This window comes from Cycloclasticus sp. P1, assembly GCF_000299965.1.
Classification (GTDB): domain Bacteria; phylum Pseudomonadota; class Gammaproteobacteria; order Methylococcales; family Cycloclasticaceae; genus Cycloclasticus; species Cycloclasticus pugetii.
Genome location: NC_018697.1, coordinates 569,620 through 586,670, shown reverse-complemented (window position 1 = coordinate 586,670; position 17,051 = coordinate 569,620). Strand labels below are relative to the sequence as shown.

Here is a 17,051-nt window from a genome sequence, read left to right as displayed (position 1 = left end):
ACATGTTTTTTAAAAAAGCTTTTATAGTACCCGCTTTACTGTCCATCGTTTTATTATCAGGCTGTGTAGCTGTTGCTGTTGGAACCGCCACTACAGGCGCTGCCGTTGTTCATGACAGACGCACCACTGGCACCGTCATTGATGATCAAACCATTGAACTTAAAGCGTTGGGTGTCTTATATGGCGTAGATAATATTCGTATAAACACACACGTTAATGCTACTTGCTATAACGGTATCTTATTGCTAACCGGTGAAGCACCAACAGAAAGCCTGCGCAACGATATTGCAAATAGATTGCGCAAAATACCAAAAGTCCGAAAAGTACATAATGAAATTCTAATCGCTGCGCCAAGTTCCTTAGTCTCTCGTAGCAGTGACGGCCTGATTACCAGCAAAGCTAAAGTTGCTTTATTTAGCCTTAATAAAATAAAAGGGTTTGATCCCACTCGCGTCAAAATTGTTTCTGAAAACGGTGTCGTTTATTTATTAGGTATTCTAAAACAGCACGAAGTAACCCCTGTCATTGAAACAGTTCGGCGGGTAGGCGGTGTTCAACGTGTAGTGAAGTTGTTTGAAATTACTGACTAATGAGAAAAAAAAATGACGACTTTTTACAGCAGTTAACCGGGCTTTATCACGAAAAATCACTTTTCTTAGACCCCGCTGACTGTTGGAGTTACGGCTATGATAACAGCCGACGACACAAAGAACCCCTTGCTGTTGTTTTCCCTAGCTCTCATCAACAAATAATTGATACCGTCCTATTATGTAACACACATAATATAGCCATCACTGCACGTGGCAGCGGAACCGGCACAACAGGTGCTAGCGTACCATCGAATGGTGCCATTATCTTATCCACCGAGAAAATGGATAATATCATCAGCATAGACCCTGATAACCGCATGATGATTGTTGAACCCGGTGTAACTAATCAGGCCATTCAACAAGCGGCGGCAGAACATGGTTTCTTTTGGCCTCCCGACCCAACCAGCGCAAGCATTTGCACCGTTGGTGGAAACCTTGCTTATAACTCAGCTGGCCCACGGGCTGTGAAATACGGCACACCACGCGAGAACACATTAGGGCTAACCTGTATTACCGGCAGTGGAGAAACCTTAAAAACCGGCGCAAACACCACAAAAAGCGTCGTCGGCTACGACTTAACTCGACTCATTATTGGCTCTGAAGGCACCTTAGCCATTATTAGCCAAGCAACCCTAAAACTAACACCTTTGGCTGAAAGCAAACGCACACTTCAAGCTACTTACGATTCTATTCAAGCCGCGGCTAATGCCATTGCACGCATCATGGCACAACCAATCACCCCTTGCGCCTTGGAGTTTATGGATGGAACCGCAATTTCACTGGTTAAAGAAGACGCCCAATTAGATTTACCTGATAATGCACAAGCCTTACTAATGATAGAGGTTGATGGTGATCAATTTGGGCTGGATGCCATTGCAGATAAAGTCGCAGCGAGTGCATCGGTCGATGGCCTCATCGACATTCATATTGCCCATACAGCTGAACAAGTTAAACAGCTTTGGTCTGCTAGAAAAGCCCTTTCTCCATCTCTTCGAAAAGTCGCTCCAAAAAAAATAAATGAAGACGTGGTTGTTCCCGTTAGCTATATTCCTAAGTTAATTAATGGCCTTCAGGCACTATCTAAACGTTATCAAATCCCTATTGTTAATTTTGGTCATGCAGGAAATGGAAACATTCATGTTAATCTTCTCGTTCAGCTTGAGCAGCTAGATAGAGCAAAAGAATGTTTAGCCGAGGTATTTGAATTAGTCATACAACTTAATGGCAGCCTATCTGGCGAGCACGGTATCGGGCTTGAAAAACGTGATTATATTAATTTAGAACTAGAAGCCACGGCTATCGGCATTATGAAAAAAATTAAGGCTCAATTTGACCCCAAAAATCTATTAAATCCGGATAAGGTATTTCCAATAGACGCATAAAATGGCTTGCCAAACCAGATGACTAACCCTTATTCTTACAGTAAGGAAGCAAACAGTAAGGAATTACCATGACGACTTACCAACATATTTTAGTAGCCCTAGACCTCAGCGAACATTCCTTATTTGTTTTAAAAAAAGCGCACGAGCTTGCTCAACAAAACCACGCCAAATTATCAGCTATTCATGTTATTGAACCCCTTGTAGAGTCCTCACATTTGGCATTTGATGGGACTATCTCAACTGATTTATTACCGGTTCAAGATGAGATTGAAGCGTCAGCAAAAAAGAAACTCAGTAAACTCGCCGCTTCCATCGACCTAGCAGAAGAAAACCAATTAATCCAAATTGGCCGCCCCGCTGATACGATTCATCAGCTCAGCAAAGACCTGCCATGCGACCTTATTGTGGTGGGAAGTCATGGACGACGTGGACTTAGTTTATTACTCGGCTCTACCGCTAATGCCGTCCTACACGGTGCAACCTGTGATGTATTAGCCGCTAGGGTTAATGACTAGCTTAGGCTTCTAAGTCCACGCGCATTGATAAGTCGACAGCTTGAATATTTTTTGTTAACGCGCCTACCGAAATAAAATCCACACCTGTTTTAGCAATATCTCGGATAGTCGATAAATTAACATTACCCGACGCCTCTAGTTTCGCAACGCCTTTATTAAGCTCAACCGCTTCACGCAATTGCTCTAAAGTGAAGTTGTCTAATAACAAGATGTCCGCTTTCGCTTCAAGTGCTTGTTTCACCTCGTCTAAGTTTTCAACCTCTACCTCAACATCAACCAGCGAACTGCTTAGACGAGCAGCAGCGACCGCTTTTGCAATTGAACCAGCCGCCATAATATGATTTTCCTTTATCAACATACCATCGTACAAGCCAACCCTATGATTAGACGCTCCGCCACAGCGAACTGCATACTTTTGCGCCAACCGTAAGCCAGGGATTGTTTTACGCGTATCTAATACGGTCGCTGACGTACCTTCAACTGCTTTCGCAAATTGCTTAGCAAGTGACGCTGTTGCCGATAAGGTCTGCAACATATTTAACGCTGCGCGCTCTCCTGTTAATAAAGCCCGTGCAGAGCCTGATAGGTAACACAAGGTATCACCAGCATATGCCTGCTCGCCTTCTTTAAACTGCCAATCGATGACAACCTTTTCATCCAGCTTTTTAAAAACCGCATTCACCCATGCTTGGCCACATACCAACATGGCTTCACGCGTTAGAATAGTTGCTTTAGCTAATTTCTCTTCTGGAATGACCAGTGCGGTTAAATCACCACTACCAACATCTTCTGCTAAAAACCGACAAACATCTTCGTCTATTATTTTGGGGTCGAGCATAAAAATCCATTCACCTGAAAAATAAAAAAAGCCTCTTTGTTAGAGGCTCTTTATTATCACATAATTTAATGCTAATAAGAATCTCATGCCAAGCCAGGTTCAGCACTTTTTGATGTCATTAGGCTCTTCATTCCCGCTAACACCCTGTCTACTAGCGGCGCCCTTTCTTGACCAATAATAGTCATTCGTTTTTGCCTAAACGCTTCTGCTAAATCATCCAGACTAATATCCATTGCTTTAACGCCGCAATCATTCACAAAAAGACATTGCATAGTAACCGAACTTTTCCAAGACAATTTGGCACGTAAAACACCACCATCTTCCCCCGTATACTCAACCCAATCACCAACATCTATTTTAGATGCCAACTTGCTGAATTTATCGTTTGGCATTTGTGCTTTTTTGCTTTCAAGCTCTTGCAATAAATCCTCTTCGAGGTTGTCACATAAGTCTTCGTTAACCTCAACCATAACTACCTTCTCAGCCACTGGAATATTGTCTTGTTCGCCGACCCTCATAACCAATAACTGTTTATGCCAGGACTCCAGCTCTTTAAAAAATGGAACGGATTGATGAAAATCATATGAGATATTTTCCAGTCCAACTTTAATGTCTTTCAACAACCTAGCCAGCCCCTCTATAATCAATTCTCTAGCCGCGTCATCCGCTGGCTCAACAACACTGACCACTAGCCTATCAATTACCTCAATACATTTCTGCGTTTCTTGTGGCTCCCTTTCGCGCCTTAATAAGGCTAATACAAGCACGTCTTTCCATGCGTCGTCTAAAAATAACTGAATGAACTCAGGCACTGACTTACCATTTAGTCGCAAAGCAATTTCATAGGCAGCTTGACGCTTTGTTAACTCAAGCTGTTCGGTACTTTTAGTCACTTTGCGAGAGCGTTCCTCTATCACGTCTATTTGACGCTGCTGCTGCTCCATAAACACATCAAATTCTTCATTAAGTTCAGCAAATATCTCCACGTCATTATCGAACTCCATCAGTACTCGCTCGACTAACTCTTCCATTTTTTCAAACACAGCACTTCTAATTTGCCTGTTCTTTTCGCTCACACCCAAGCCTGCTTGTGACATGGCATTTAGAAATTTTCTTGCTGGGTGACTTTTTTTGGCGAAAAACTCCTTATCTATCATTGCCACTTTTAAAATAGGAATTTGCAATTGAGCAATCATCGCCCGAACCGTATCGGGCAATTGACGATCTTGCAAAATCACATCAAAAAACATCGCAACCACATCAATTAATGTGTCATCTTGTTCTGCATATGGTTGGCGCTGACCATCAACTTGAATTCTTTCCCCAATTTTTAGGCGAACACTTTCAGCTATATCAATACCCTCCACTGCGCCTTCTTTTTGAAGATGAGTCAGTGTATCAACAAGCTCCGTTGTCGGTAGTTGCTGTCCAGACACTGTCAACCCATCGGACACCATGCTATCACCCTGCTGAGAACGATACACGTGCGCCATTTCAACCAAGCCCGTATATAGCGCAGGGTCAATTTCAGCCATCGATACGTTTGCTGTCGTGATAGGCTGCTCCGTGACCGGCGCCTGCTCGTGGTTCGTATGTGCTACTTTTTCATTAGTAAATGATTGTGCTGCCCGCTTAACGGCTGCATTAGTATTTTTGATTTTTGGTTTCGGTAATGTTGGCAGGATGCCTGCTTGAACAAACACCTCATTAATCTCCCCTAAAACATCACCTAAATTCGTAAGAACCTCTTGTGAAAATGATTCACACAAAATGTTATGAGCCTGTTTTGAAAACGACTCGCCTTTCAATAACTCAACATAAGTCTTCAATAAAATGGCTGGGCCAAATGGGTTTTTACTCGCTTTAAGTTCGTCTGTGCCCGACACAAATTCAATGCGACGAGCTAGCGCATACAAGACATCAGCCAACTCACTTTCACAGTTAGCAATATAGCCATCGATTAGTAACTGGCCTTCAATTTCGTCTGTTCCCAATAACTGTAAACCAGACCAATCTTCGGTTTCAACTGATGAGGCAAACGCTTCGCCAACCGTCGGATTAGGCGACGCTGAAAAACTAGAAAGGTTTTTAATCACACTATCAATGTATAGCGAAGGAATGTACAAAGAGGCCTTTTGAAACACCTTAATATCGCCGGTTGCAGCGTCCATTTTTTTGCTATCTATCGCATCAAACAACTGCTGTTCACTCTTTTCCAAGTGGATAACCAGCATTTTTTGCAAATAACTTTTCAATAAATTAACTGATGCATTAATCACCCTTTGCTTCTCTACCGACATAGTGTTCCTCGATGTTGAACGGTTGTTATTTTGGCGAATAGGAACTACCCTTGCCTGTGATTGTGCTTTTTCCATAAACTGAAATTTTTTTGTATTCTGGATACATAGAGTATAGTCAGCTCATGTATAAAGTTGTGCGCTAGAGCACATATTTAGATACCCTCATTTTATATGCCTGACACACCAACAAATATTCGCCTAGGTCTACTAGAAACTGCTGAATTTAAAGCCTCGCCGAATAAAAACGAGCGTCCAAACCCTTTTGATATTCGGTTAATTATTGTGCATGGAATCAGCCTGCCCCCTGATCAATTTGGAGCGGGTTGGATTGATGATTTTTTTCTTAATCAATTAGACCCTAAACAACACCCGTATTTTCAAGAGATTTGCACTCTTAAAGTGTCTTCACATTTATTAATCCGTCGTGATGGTAGCGTGACGCAATATGTTCCGTTTCAAGAACGTGCATGGCATGCTGGTGTTTCACAGTATGCCGGCGAGGACAACTGTAATGATTTTTCTATCGGCATAGAATTAGAAGGTGCGGACCATATCCCTTATACAGAGAAACAATACCAAGCACTTAGTTGCTGCTGCCAAACTTTGATACAACATTATCCTGAGCTTTCTACAGAAACCATCGTTGGTCATTGTGACGTTTCTCCGGGCCGAAAAACTGACCCTGGCGAAAGCTTCGATTGGCAAAAATTTAGGACGCTACTGACTGGCCGTTGAGTCTTCGCCTCGGAACATATCTATCAACATCATTACAACGCCAATTGAAATGGCTGAATCAGCAATATTAAATACGGGCCAGTGGTAAGAATTATAATAAACGTCTATAAAATCAATAACATAACCATAGGCAACCCGATCATATAGATTACCTATTGCACCACCCAAAATCAATGACAGGCTCACGGCCATCCATTTTTCTTTCGGCTTCAAACGGCTTAACCAAATCACCAAAATCAGTGTTGCAATCGATGCGATTGCGACAAAGAACCAACGTTGCCAACCACCGGCGGTACTTAAAAAACTAAACGCCGCGCCTTTATTATGCACATACGTTAAATTCACGAACGGCATAACATCAATAGACTCGTATAAGCTAAAAGATGCAACCACCCAAAGTTTACTGACCTGATCCAGAACTATAACCAGCAGTGACAATCCTAACCACTTAAACATACGGCTTACTCTAAGCGAACAGTCTTTGCTCACCGCTGCCTTCTATATTTTCTACGCAACGCCCACATAGTTCAGGGTGCGTTTCAGATTCACCCACATCGTGACGGTGATGCCAACAACGAATACATTTTTCATGCTCACTGGCAGTAACGGTGATGAATAACTGAGCATTATCCGTTGCCTTTGCCTGCTCGGGTTTGTCTGCAAGAGGTTTTACTTCGGCATATGAGGTAATAAAGATAAAACGTAGTTCATCGTTCATCTTAGCCAGTGTTTCATATAATTCACCCTCACAATACAAGATGACGCTTGCATCTAAGCCAGAACCAATTAGACCTTCTTCTCTGACGCGTTCCAGCTCTTTACTAACCAATTCACGCGTCTCTATCACCGGCTTCCAAAACGCCAACTCATTACTTACTTCAGTATCCTCAATCGGGAAACCGTCATAAGCAGTGGCCAAAAACACTGACTCTTCACGTTCACCTGGCATTGCTGACCAAATTTCCTCGGCTGTATAACTGAGTATTGGTGCTACCCAACGCACTAATGCTTCGGCAATATGGAACATTGCCGTTTGCGATGAACGCCTTGCTAAGCTATTTTGTTGTAATGTGTATTGGCGGTCTTTAATGACATCTAAGTAAAAGCTGCCCATTTCAACAGAACAAAAGTGGTGGATACCTTGGTGAACTTGTAAAAACTGGTATTGATCATAGTGTTTCAATACGTCTTTTTGAACATCACGGGTTTTTTCAACCGCCCAACGATCTAATGGCAACATATCAGCAAACGCTACCATATCTTTTGCTGGATCAAAGTCATTTAAATTTGATAACAAATAACGTGCGGTATTTCTCAATCGACGATAAACATCAGATGCTCGTTTTAAAATCTCATCCGAGACAGTCATTTCGCCACTGTAATCATTAGCTGAAACCCAAAGGCGTAAAACATCCGCTCCAAGGGAGTTAATCACCTTTTGAGGCGCAATAACATTGCCTTTTGACTTAGACATTTTCATACCTTTCGCATCGACGGTAAAACCATGTGTCAAAACAGCCTTATAAGGTGCTTGGTCATTCATGGCAACCGATGTCAGCAAAGATGACTGAAACCAACCTCGATGTTGGTCTGACCCTTCAAGATACATATCCGCTGGAAACGTTAATGCTTCACGCCGCTCCAAAACACAGGCATGCGTTACACCAGAATCAAACCATACATCTAAAATATCATTAATTTTACTGTACTCATCCGCTTCATCACCTAGCAATGTCGAAGCATCTAAATCAAACCAGGCTTCAATACCCGACTCTTCTATAAGAACCGCCACTTGCTCAATCAAGCCAGCCGTATTGGGGTGTAATTCACCCGTTTCTTTATGCACAAACAAAGCAATCGGCACGCCCCAGTTGCGCTGACGAGAAATACACCAATCTGGCCGCCCCTCAACCATGCTATTAATACGCGCTTCACCCCATTCTGGCACCCACGAGGCTTGCTTAATCTCTGCCAGTGCCTTTTCTCGCAGATTATTTTTATCCATCGAGATAAACCACTGCGGTGTTGCTCTAAAAATGATTGGCGTTTTATGTCGCCAGCAATGTGGATAGCTGTGATTTAACACTTCTGAATGCACGAGCGCAGCACGTTCTTTTAAAACGTCAATCACCTCATCATTCGCATTGAAAACATGTTTACCAGCAAACAAAGGAGTACTGGCTAAAAACACGCCATTATCGCCAACAGGGTTGTCCACTGGTAACTTATATTGCTGACCAATAATATAATCGTCCTGCCCATGGCCTGGCGCAGTGTGCACTGCACCTGTGCCTGCCTCAGCCGTTACATGATGACCGACAATAATAGGAACAACACGATCATAAAACGGGTGACTCAGCGTCATATGTTCCAAATCTTTACCTTTGCAATACCCAAGCACACGGTAATCTTCAATGCCATAACGTAACATTGCATCTTTTAATAACTTTTCCGCCAAAACAAGGCGCTCATCACCGCTTTGAACCAACACATAATCAAACTCAGGATTTAATGAAACCGCTTGGTTCGCCGGTAAAGTCCACGGTGTAGTCGTCCAAATAACGACGGAGATAGGGCCGTGCCCAGGTGCATTATCACTGCTGTGGAGTTGTTGTAAAAACCTTGACTCATCATTGACCGTAAAACGCACATCAATGGCTGGTGAACGTTTATCTTCGTATTCCACTTCTGCTTCTGCTAACGCAGAGCCACAATCGGTACACCAATGCACAGGCTTTGATCCCTTATGCAAATGACCTTTTTCAATAATACGGCCTAGTGAGCGAACAATATCCGCCTCAAATTGAAAATCCATACTCAGGTAAGGACGCTCCCAATCACCAAAAACACCCAGACGCACAAACTCTTCTTTCTGCATAGCTACTTGTTTGGTCGCATAGGCTCTACAGGCTTTACGAAACTCAGCTGCCGACACCTTCACGCCTGCTTTGCCGATTTTCTTTTCCACCATCAATTCAATAGGCAGGCCATGACAATCCCAACCTGGCACATAAGGCGAGTCAAAACCTTGCAGGGTTTTACTCTTTATAATCATATCCTTAAGTACTTTATTCACCGCATGACCAATATGAATAGGGCCATTTGCATAAGGCGGTCCATCATGTAGGACAAATTGAGGGCGACCAGCAAATTTTTCACGTATTTTCTGGTACAACCCCATTTCCTGCCAACGTTTCAACGCATTGGGTTCGCGGTTAGCAAGGTTAGCCTTCATCGGAAAGCTGGTTTTTGGCAAGTTCAGTGTTGTTTTGTAATCCATGATGCTCTTAGGATGTTAATGTCTGATTAAAGTATGTTTTAGCTTGTTCAGAATCAATTAAAATTTGCTGCGTTAACTGTTCTAAATTTTCAAATTTTTTCTCTTCGCGTAATTTTTTTGCAAACGCAACGACAACGCGTTGACCATATAAGTCACCAGAAAATTCAAATAGGTGTGCTTCTAATAAAACCGCTGTTGCTTCTTCAATGGAAGGCCGCGTTCCAACGTTCGCAACCCCTTTATATACCACGCCCGATTCGAGTGTTATTGTAACGGCAAAAACACCTTTAAGCGGAGTTTTTCTATTTTTCACCCGGATGTTAGCCGTAGGAAAACCCAACTCTCGCCCTCGTTTGTGCCCATGCATAACACGACCGGACATACTAAAGCGCCTATTTAAATAAACCGCCACTTTATCTAGGCGCCCATTTTCCAACGCACGTCGAACTAATGTACTACTAACACGCTCATTTTCAATTTTAAAAGAATGGGAGCGCTGTACGGAAAAACCATATTTTTCTCCCGCGACTTTTAAATACTCAAAATTACCTTGGCGATTTTTGCCAAAACAAAAATCATCACCCACGATCAATAATTGAACATTAAGCCGTTGAACCAACATTTCTACAAACTGCTCTGCAGACATATTCGCCAACAAGTCATTAAAACGCACAAGATAAAGCGCATCTACGCCGGTTTCCGACAACTGCTCTATTTTATCTCTCGCAGTCGACACACGTGCAGGGGCTGCCTCAGCCCGAAAATATTCAATAGGTTGTGGCTCAAAACACATAACAACTGCTTGCAAGCCTAAGCTTTTCGCCTGTTCAATTAAGGCGCTCAACACCATCCGGTGTCCAACATGAACACCATCAAAATTGCCGATAGTTAACACGCTACCATTTGGAAAAGCCTGCCCATCTGGCAAGTACCTAATTAATCTCATAAATTATTTGCCCTTAAGTAACAAATGCCGAGGACGCATACCCACTAAGAACGCAGTCGTAACATACAACAAAACCACCATGAGTATTTCCAACGTTAAATGCAAAACTCGGTCAAACGCACCCCATTCATACCACTGAACTGGCGAATAATCATAGGCATAGATGACACCGACAACCAGGTTGGCAATCAACACTTTTATAACAAAGCTCACCCACCCTTGTTGAGGTTTGAACGCTTCAGATTTTATCAAAATAGTAAATAACAAACCGGCATTAACAAAAGCCGCTAACGATGTTGCCAAAGCCAGGCCTGCATGTTGAAAAAAGAATACTAAGACAACACTCATTAACATATTTGAAACCACGGCAATAATACCAATTTTAACGGGCGTTTTCATATCTTGCCTCGCGGTAAAACCCGGCACCAATACCTTAACAAGGATAAAGGCAGGCAGGCCTATTGAGTAAGCCATAAGACTTAACGATGCATTATCGACATCAGTACTTGTAAACGCATCGTACTGAAACAGTGTTGCTAACATTGGCTGAGCTAGAAAAAACAAACCTGCTGCTGCTGGCAAACCAAGAAACACCACCCAACGTAAGCCTGTGTCCAGGCTTGCAGAAAAGTCTTTAGTCTTACCTGCCGCGTGGCTTTTAGATAAATTAGGTAAAATGACAGTTGCCAAGGCAATACCAAATATACCGAGCGGAAACTCCACTAAGCGATCAGAAAAATAAAGCCATGAAACACTGCCAGCCACTAAAAATGATGCCAGCAAAGTATCTACCAACAAGTTAATTTGCGTTACCGACACACCAAATAAGGCTGGTAACATTAACTTCATAATTTTCTTAACGCCTGCATGTCCACGATCAAATGACATTCTAGGCAATAAACCCAACTGTTTTAAGTAAGGAAATTGAAAGGCAAGTTGAGCGATTCCTGCCAACAAAACAGCCCACGCTAACGCCATAATTGGCCTTTCAAGCAAGGGAGACAACCAGCATATTGCCGCTAAAAATGATAAATTCAATAACACTGGCGTTACCGCAGGAATTGCAAACTTACCGTAGGTGTTTAAGACACCACCGGCCATGGCTGTCAGTGAAATAAAAAATAGATAAGGAAATGTTATCCTCAACATATCAACGGCCAACTCGTAGCGTGAGCCTGTTGAGTCAAACCCCGGGGCAAACATATAAATTAAAACTGGCGCTCCAATAACACCCAGTAACGTTATAAAAAACAACACTGTTGCCAGCGTACCTGCCGTTTTCCCAAGTAACTCTTTTAATGCCTCGGTTGATTGGGTTTCTTTATATTCCGACAACACCGGCACAAAAGCTTGCGAAAAAGCGCCTTCAGCAAACAAGCGGCGCATAAAATTGGGGATTTTAAAGGCTACAAAAAAAGCATCTGTCCCTTCGCTTGCGCCAAAAAAACGTGCAATAACAATATCTCGTACAAAGCCTAAAACACGCGAAATCAATGTCATGCTACCAACAATCGCTGTCGATTTTATTAATGTTTTACTCAGCGTCTTTACCCTTATTTTATTAAAAAGCTTTGCCCACAGACAAAAAAACCTTCGTTTATGAAATTTGCCAGCCCCTATCTAGCGCTTAATTATAAGGGATGCATGGAGCTGGCACACCCCAGAGTGAACTTAACAGCACTTTATTATCAATAAAGCATACGTCAATTAACAAAAAACTAATTTAATATGGACATTAAGCAGAACACTCTCGACAAAGTAGACTCCAAATCCTTGCAATATCCATTGAAAGCGTGAACTCAAGCGCCAAACGAGCAAATTCATTCAAGGTTTAATCATGTATCTTGACCTCAGGCTTGACAAAGCTTGAATATTTAAGCAAAATGCGAAATCTTTTTTACATCACCAGAGGATTTACCTTGGCTAACAGTGCACAAGCGTTAAAACGCGCCAAACAATCAGAAAGAAACCGTCAAACTAACATGGCTGCGCGTACACGATTACGCACAAAAATTAAGCGTGTTGTGTATAGTGCGGAAGAAGGTAATGCTGAGGTAACGGAAGCCGCCTATCATGAAGCTGTTCCTTACATTGATGGCGCTGTCACTAAAGGCATTATCCATAAAAACAAAGCTGCTCGCCTAAAGAGCCGCCTTAATGCTCGCATTGTTAAACTTAAGCAAGCATAAGTAGTTATTAAGTTTTATAAAAAAAGCCGACCATATGGTCGGCTTTTTTATTGCCCGTAAATTGCCGGCCTATAGCAAGACCAAATTATCGCGATGAATAACTTCTGACTCACCAACATAACCAAGTAGCCGTTCAATTTCAGAACTATTGTTTTGCTTAATTTTATCTATATCAGTTGAGCTGTAATTCACTAAGCCACGGGCCAATTCTTCACCACTTTCATTAACACAAACAACTAATTCGCCCCTAGCAAACTCACCATTAACGGCAACAACTCCAATTGGCAGCAAACTCACCCCAGACCTTTTTATTGCTTGCGCAGCTCCAACATCTAGCACAACCCGACCTTTGACATCTAAATGTGCTGTTAACCACCGTTTACGCGCCGAAACAGGGGCTTCATTAGGTATTAGCAAGGTCCCTATCGCCCGACCATCAATAATACTTAAAATAACATTTTGCCTTAACCCTGGAGCAATAATAGTTGCCGTTCCAGAACGAGATGCGATTCGCGCTGCTGTTAACTTTGTTTGCATACCGCCACACCCCAAAGTTCCAGAACCACCGCTAGCCGCTTGATCTAGAAACTCTTCATCAACACCTACTTCATTTAATAAGGCTGCAGCCGAATTGACTCTTGGATCGCTATCGAAAAAACCATCTTGGTCTGTGAGAATCATCAACAAATCTGCACTCATTAAATTAGCAATAATAGCCGCCAGCGTATCGTTATCACCAACACGTAATTCCTCATTTGCAACCACATCATTTTCATTAATAATTGGTACGACCGAGAAATCTAACAAGGTCTTAATGGTTGCTCTGGCATTTAAATACCGCGTTCTATTTGCCAGATCATCATGTGTTAGCAAAACCTGCGCCGTTTTATAGCCTTCTGCTTGAAAGCTTTGTTCATATGCCTGAATAAGCCCCATTTGACCAACTGAAGCAGCCGCTTGAAGCTCCTGAAGCGCATGCGGGCGAGCGGACCAACCTAATCTCACCATTCCTTCTGCCACTGAACCTGATGAAACAATAATTACATCAATTCCGCGTGCTTTTAATTGGCTAATTTGTGCGACCCAATGATTAATAGCCGAACGATTTAAACCTTGACCATTATTTGTTAAAACGGCGCTACCAATTTTTATAACGCAGCATTTAGCCCGTTTTAAATCGACTCTTGATTTCATTTGAATAAATTAACTATCGTCCTTTGGCTTGTCTGCTTGCTCAACTTCAAGCCTTTTTTGCTCTTCTAGGTAATCCATAATGGCATGAACCAACTGGTTTGTACCTTGCTTTCTAATGGCAGAAACATTGAAGACAGGTCCCTCCCACTTCAATTCATTAACAATCATTTGGCAATAGTTATCCACTTCATCTTCTGGTAACAAATCAATTTTATTCAAGACAAGCCAACGTGGTTTCTTTGCTAAATCACCACCCCACTTTTCAATTTCCTCTATCGCCGCTTTTGCTGCCTTTACTGGGTCAATATCTGATTCGTATGGCTCAACATCTACCACGTGCAACAATAAATTATTTCGCGCTAAATGGCGTAAAAATAAATTACCTAACCCCGCTCCTTCAGCCGCCCCTTCGATAATGCCTGGAATATCTGCAATCACAAAACTTCGTAGCTCATCTGCTCGCACTACACCTAAGCTTGGGTGCAATGTAGTAAAAGGGTAATTGGCTACCTTAGGCTGCGCCGATGAAATTGCCCGAATTAGGCTCGACTTACCTGCATTTGGCAAACCGAGTGTTCCAACATCTGCCAATACTTTTAACTCAAGCCGTAAAACACGTTGCTCACCTTCTGTCCCATTTGAAAACTGTCGAGGAGCTCTGTTTGTACTACTTTTATAACGCGTATTCCCAAGCCCATGAAAACCACCCGATGCAACAAGCAATTTTTGACCTTCTTCGGTGACATCCCCAATTAGCTCGTCTGTGCCATCGTCGTAAACAATAGTCCCCAGTGGAACCGGCACTATTAAGTCTTCGCCACCCTTTCCAGTACAGTTACGACTTTGACCTCGCTCACCATGTTCCGCCCTAATTAAGCGATTAAAGCGCATATCGATTAGCGTATTGAGTGCCTCGGTACCTTGCAAGTAAACACTTCCACCATCACCGCCATCACCGCCATCTGGGCCGCCAAATGGGATATATTTTTCACGTCGAAAACTGACATGGCCTTTACCGCCATTACCTGCTTCAACTCTAACGGTCGCTTCGTCTACGAATTTCATGGTTTATGTCTCAATGTTTTATCTATTTGCCACTTGTTTTGACTTAATCTTTTAACGCAATAAAAAACCCTGTCTTAGACAGGGTTTTTTAATACGTACCTGCCGCTATAACCGCAGCGCACTGTTTATACTAAACAGTTTCGATACGAATATATTTTTTACGCTTTGGGCCTTTAACTTCAAATACAACTTTACCTTCTTCTGTCGCAAATAATGTGTGATCTTTGCCCATGCCTACATTTTCACCTGCATGAAAACGTGTTCCTCTTTGACGAACTAAAATATTTCCCGCCAGAACACTTTGACCACCATATCGCTTAACGCCAAGTCGTTTCGACTCCGAATCGCGACCGTTTCTAGTACTACCGCCTGCTTTCTTATGTGCCATGAATCTGTCCTTTGTTTAATTAAGCCGAAATACCAGTAATGAGTACTTCAGTGTAATACTGACGATGACCCATCTTTTTCATATGGTGTTTTCTACGTTTGAATTTAATAATATTCACTTTTTTGTGACGACCTTGAGATTTGACTGTTGCCGTCACCGTTGCGCCATCAATATTTGGTGTGCCAATTTTCAGGCCTGCTTCACCATTTACTAATAAAACTGAATCGAACGTAACTTCGTTACCTTCTTCAACGTCTAACTTTTCGATCTTAAGGAAATCACCCTCGGCGACTTTATATTGTTTACCGCCTGTTTGAATTACCGCGTACATTGTCTAGAGACTCCCTAGTGTTGTGGGTGGTTTTAAAAAGAGGCGAATTTTATCCTTTAGTGGGCGGTTGGTCAATCCCAAATAAACAAGGAAAAGCATTTTCTTATCTGCTTTTAAGCGTCAATACTTGGTATTATACGCTATTGATTTAAATTACCTTACCTTAATTCTCAAAAATGAGCAGCACAAACGCATCCTCAGCAACGCCTAAAATAGACTTTAAAGCAATTCAACAGCTCATGGCCCCAGCCATGAATCAAGTCGACAAGCAAATTTTGCAAGAACTAAACTCGGATGTTGTTCTGATCAATCAAATTGGTTTTCATATTGTTAATAGTGGCGGCAAACGTTTAAGACCCATGCTCGTTGCACTATCAGCTTGTGCGTTAGGTTACGAAGGGAAAGATCATATTATACTGGCCGCCGTTATTGAGTTTATTCACACCGCCACCCTCTTGCATGACGATGTCGTTGATGAATCGGATAAACGCCGTGGTGACGATACCGCCAATGCTATTTGGGGTAATGCAGCCAGTGTTCTAGTTGGTGATTTTTTACATTCACGCTCATTCGAAATGATGGTCAGTGTCAGTAACATGCGCGTTATGGATATTTTATCTCACGCCACCAATGCCATTGCCGAAGGTGAAGTTTTACAATTACTTAATATTAACAACCCCGATACAAATGAGCTTCAATACCTTGAAGTTATTAGAAGAAAAACCGCCAAACTTTTTCAAGCCAGCACTCAACTAGGTGCTGTACTTGCAAACAAAGGTGAGGACACTGAAAAAGCGTTATCGGCATATGGCCTTCATTTGGGCAACGCTTTTCAAATTATGGATGACATGCTCGATTACACTGCCGACGCAGAGAAACTGGGTAAAAACCTGGGTGATGATTTAGCCGAAGGCAAACCAACATTACCGTTAATCCATGCCATGGCGACTGGAACAAAAGAACAAGCCGACTTTATTAAGAAAACAATTAAAGAAGGTAATCGCACCGCTCATATGGATATCCTCTCGATTATAAAATCTACAGGGTCGTTAGCCTACACTGCCGAGTTCGCAGACAAAGAGGCACAAAAAGCTATTGATGCATTACGCGATATTGCTGATAACGACTACAAACTCGCGATGGAGCAACTGGCCCTATTTTCTATTCAACGCTCCTACTAGCAGTAGACGCGCTGAGGTTAATTTAAAACGACAATCTAAAATATCGCAACGCCAGTTGCACCGCACTATTAGCCATTAATATTTGATATAATTTCCTTTCAACCCTAAAAAAAATAC

16 protein-coding genes are annotated in these 17,051 nt (G+C 42.3%); 6 read left to right on the top strand and 10 right to left on the bottom strand.

Annotated elements, in window-relative coordinates; genetic code table 11:
* The first annotated feature begins 2 nt into the window (after positions 1-2).
* The 3 genes from Q91_RS02900 to Q91_RS02890 all read left to right on the top strand — a co-directional run bounded on the left by Q91_RS02900 (position 3) and on the right by Q91_RS02890 (position 2,487).
* The gene (locus tag Q91_RS02900) at positions 3-590 is read left to right on the top strand and encodes a BON domain-containing protein (protein ID WP_015005386.1); all 588 of its coding nucleotides are present in this window, start codon (positions 3-5) and stop codon (positions 588-590) included.
* Positions 590-1,972, top strand: a complete 1,383-nt coding sequence (locus Q91_RS02895; protein ID WP_015005385.1) for an FAD-binding oxidoreductase — start codon at positions 590-592, stop codon at positions 1,970-1,972. Before Q91_RS02900 ends, Q91_RS02895 begins: the two co-directional genes overlap by 1 nt.
* A 68-nt stretch (positions 1,973-2,040) precedes the next feature.
* A complete protein-coding gene (locus Q91_RS02890) occupies positions 2,041-2,487 on the top strand; it encodes a universal stress protein (RefSeq protein WP_015005384.1) in 447 nt (148 codons plus the stop codon).
* Position 2,488: 1 nt separating this feature from the next.
* On the opposite strand, the gene nadC is transcribed toward Q91_RS02890, so the two are convergent.
* On the bottom strand, positions 2,489-3,325 hold the full coding sequence (gene nadC / locus Q91_RS02885; protein WP_015005383.1) for a carboxylating nicotinate-nucleotide diphosphorylase: 837 nt from the start codon (positions 3,323-3,325) through the stop codon (positions 2,489-2,491).
* An 83-nt stretch (positions 3,326-3,408) separates the two neighbouring features.
* The gene (locus Q91_RS02880) at positions 3,409-5,625 is read right to left on the bottom strand and encodes a DUF1631 family protein (RefSeq protein ID WP_015005382.1); all 2,217 of its coding nucleotides are present in this window, start codon (positions 5,623-5,625) and stop codon (positions 3,409-3,411) included.
* A 171-nt stretch (positions 5,626-5,796) separates the two neighbouring features.
* On the opposite strand from Q91_RS02880, the gene ampD reads away from it, so the two are divergent.
* Positions 5,797-6,360, top strand: coding sequence for a 1,6-anhydro-N-acetylmuramyl-L-alanine amidase AmpD (gene ampD, locus Q91_RS02875; RefSeq protein WP_015005381.1), 564 nt, complete (start codon positions 5,797-5,799; stop codon positions 6,358-6,360).
* Here ampD and lspA read toward each other — a convergent pair.
* The 4 genes from lspA to murJ are packed head-to-tail and all read right to left on the bottom strand — an operon-like array spanning position 6,343 to position 12,086.
* Positions 6,343-6,816 carry a signal peptidase II gene (gene lspA / locus Q91_RS02870; protein ID WP_016389788.1) on the bottom strand — a complete coding sequence of 158 codons (474 nt, stop codon included), beginning with the start codon at positions 6,814-6,816 and terminating at the stop codon, positions 6,343-6,345. The two genes, ampD and lspA, sit on opposite strands and share 18 nt — an antisense overlap.
* Positions 6,817-6,826: 10 nt before the next feature.
* On the bottom strand, positions 6,827-9,640 hold the full coding sequence (gene ileS / locus Q91_RS02865; protein ID WP_015005379.1) for an isoleucine--tRNA ligase: 2,814 nt from the start codon (positions 9,638-9,640) through the stop codon (positions 6,827-6,829).
* Between the two features lie 7 nt (positions 9,641-9,647).
* Positions 9,648-10,586 (bottom strand): bifunctional riboflavin kinase/FAD synthetase, encoded by a 939-nt coding sequence (ribF, locus tag Q91_RS02860; RefSeq protein WP_015005378.1) that lies wholly within the window; start codon positions 10,584-10,586, stop codon positions 9,648-9,650.
* A gap of 3 nt (positions 10,587-10,589) precedes the next feature.
* Positions 10,590-12,086 carry a murein biosynthesis integral membrane protein MurJ gene (gene murJ, locus Q91_RS02855; RefSeq protein ID WP_015005377.1) on the bottom strand — a complete coding sequence of 499 codons (1,497 nt, stop codon included), beginning with the start codon at positions 12,084-12,086 and terminating at the stop codon, positions 10,590-10,592.
* Positions 12,087-12,505: 419 nt separating this feature from the next.
* Here murJ and rpsT point away from each other — a divergent pair, with 419 nt between their 5' ends.
* Positions 12,506-12,775 (top strand): 30S ribosomal protein S20, encoded by a 270-nt coding sequence (gene rpsT, locus Q91_RS02850; RefSeq protein ID WP_015005376.1) that lies wholly within the window; start codon positions 12,506-12,508, stop codon positions 12,773-12,775.
* Between the two features lie 69 nt (positions 12,776-12,844).
* Here the strand turns inward: rpsT and proB are convergent, their stop codons facing one another.
* From proB to rplU, 4 genes are all read right to left on the bottom strand, one after another.
* Positions 12,845-13,969, bottom strand: a complete 1,125-nt coding sequence (gene proB, locus Q91_RS02845; protein ID WP_015005375.1) for a glutamate 5-kinase — start codon at positions 13,967-13,969, stop codon at positions 12,845-12,847.
* A 9-nt stretch (positions 13,970-13,978) separates the two neighbouring features.
* Positions 13,979-15,034, bottom strand: a complete 1,056-nt coding sequence (cgtA, locus tag Q91_RS02840) for an Obg family GTPase CgtA (protein WP_015005374.1) — start codon at positions 15,032-15,034, stop codon at positions 13,979-13,981.
* 130 nt (positions 15,035-15,164) lie between these two features.
* Positions 15,165-15,422 carry a 50S ribosomal protein L27 gene (gene rpmA / locus Q91_RS02835; protein ID WP_015005373.1) on the bottom strand — a complete coding sequence of 86 codons (258 nt, stop codon included), beginning with the start codon at positions 15,420-15,422 and terminating at the stop codon, positions 15,165-15,167.
* A 19-nt stretch (positions 15,423-15,441) separates the two neighbouring features.
* Positions 15,442-15,753, bottom strand: coding sequence for a 50S ribosomal protein L21 (gene rplU / locus Q91_RS02830; RefSeq protein WP_015005372.1), 312 nt, complete (start codon positions 15,751-15,753; stop codon positions 15,442-15,444).
* Between the two features lie 176 nt (positions 15,754-15,929).
* Between rplU and ispB the strand changes: the two genes are divergently transcribed.
* The gene (ispB, locus tag Q91_RS02825) at positions 15,930-16,934 is read left to right on the top strand and encodes an octaprenyl diphosphate synthase (RefSeq protein ID WP_015005371.1); all 1,005 of its coding nucleotides are present in this window, start codon (positions 15,930-15,932) and stop codon (positions 16,932-16,934) included.
* Positions 16,935-17,051 lie beyond the last annotated feature (117 nt).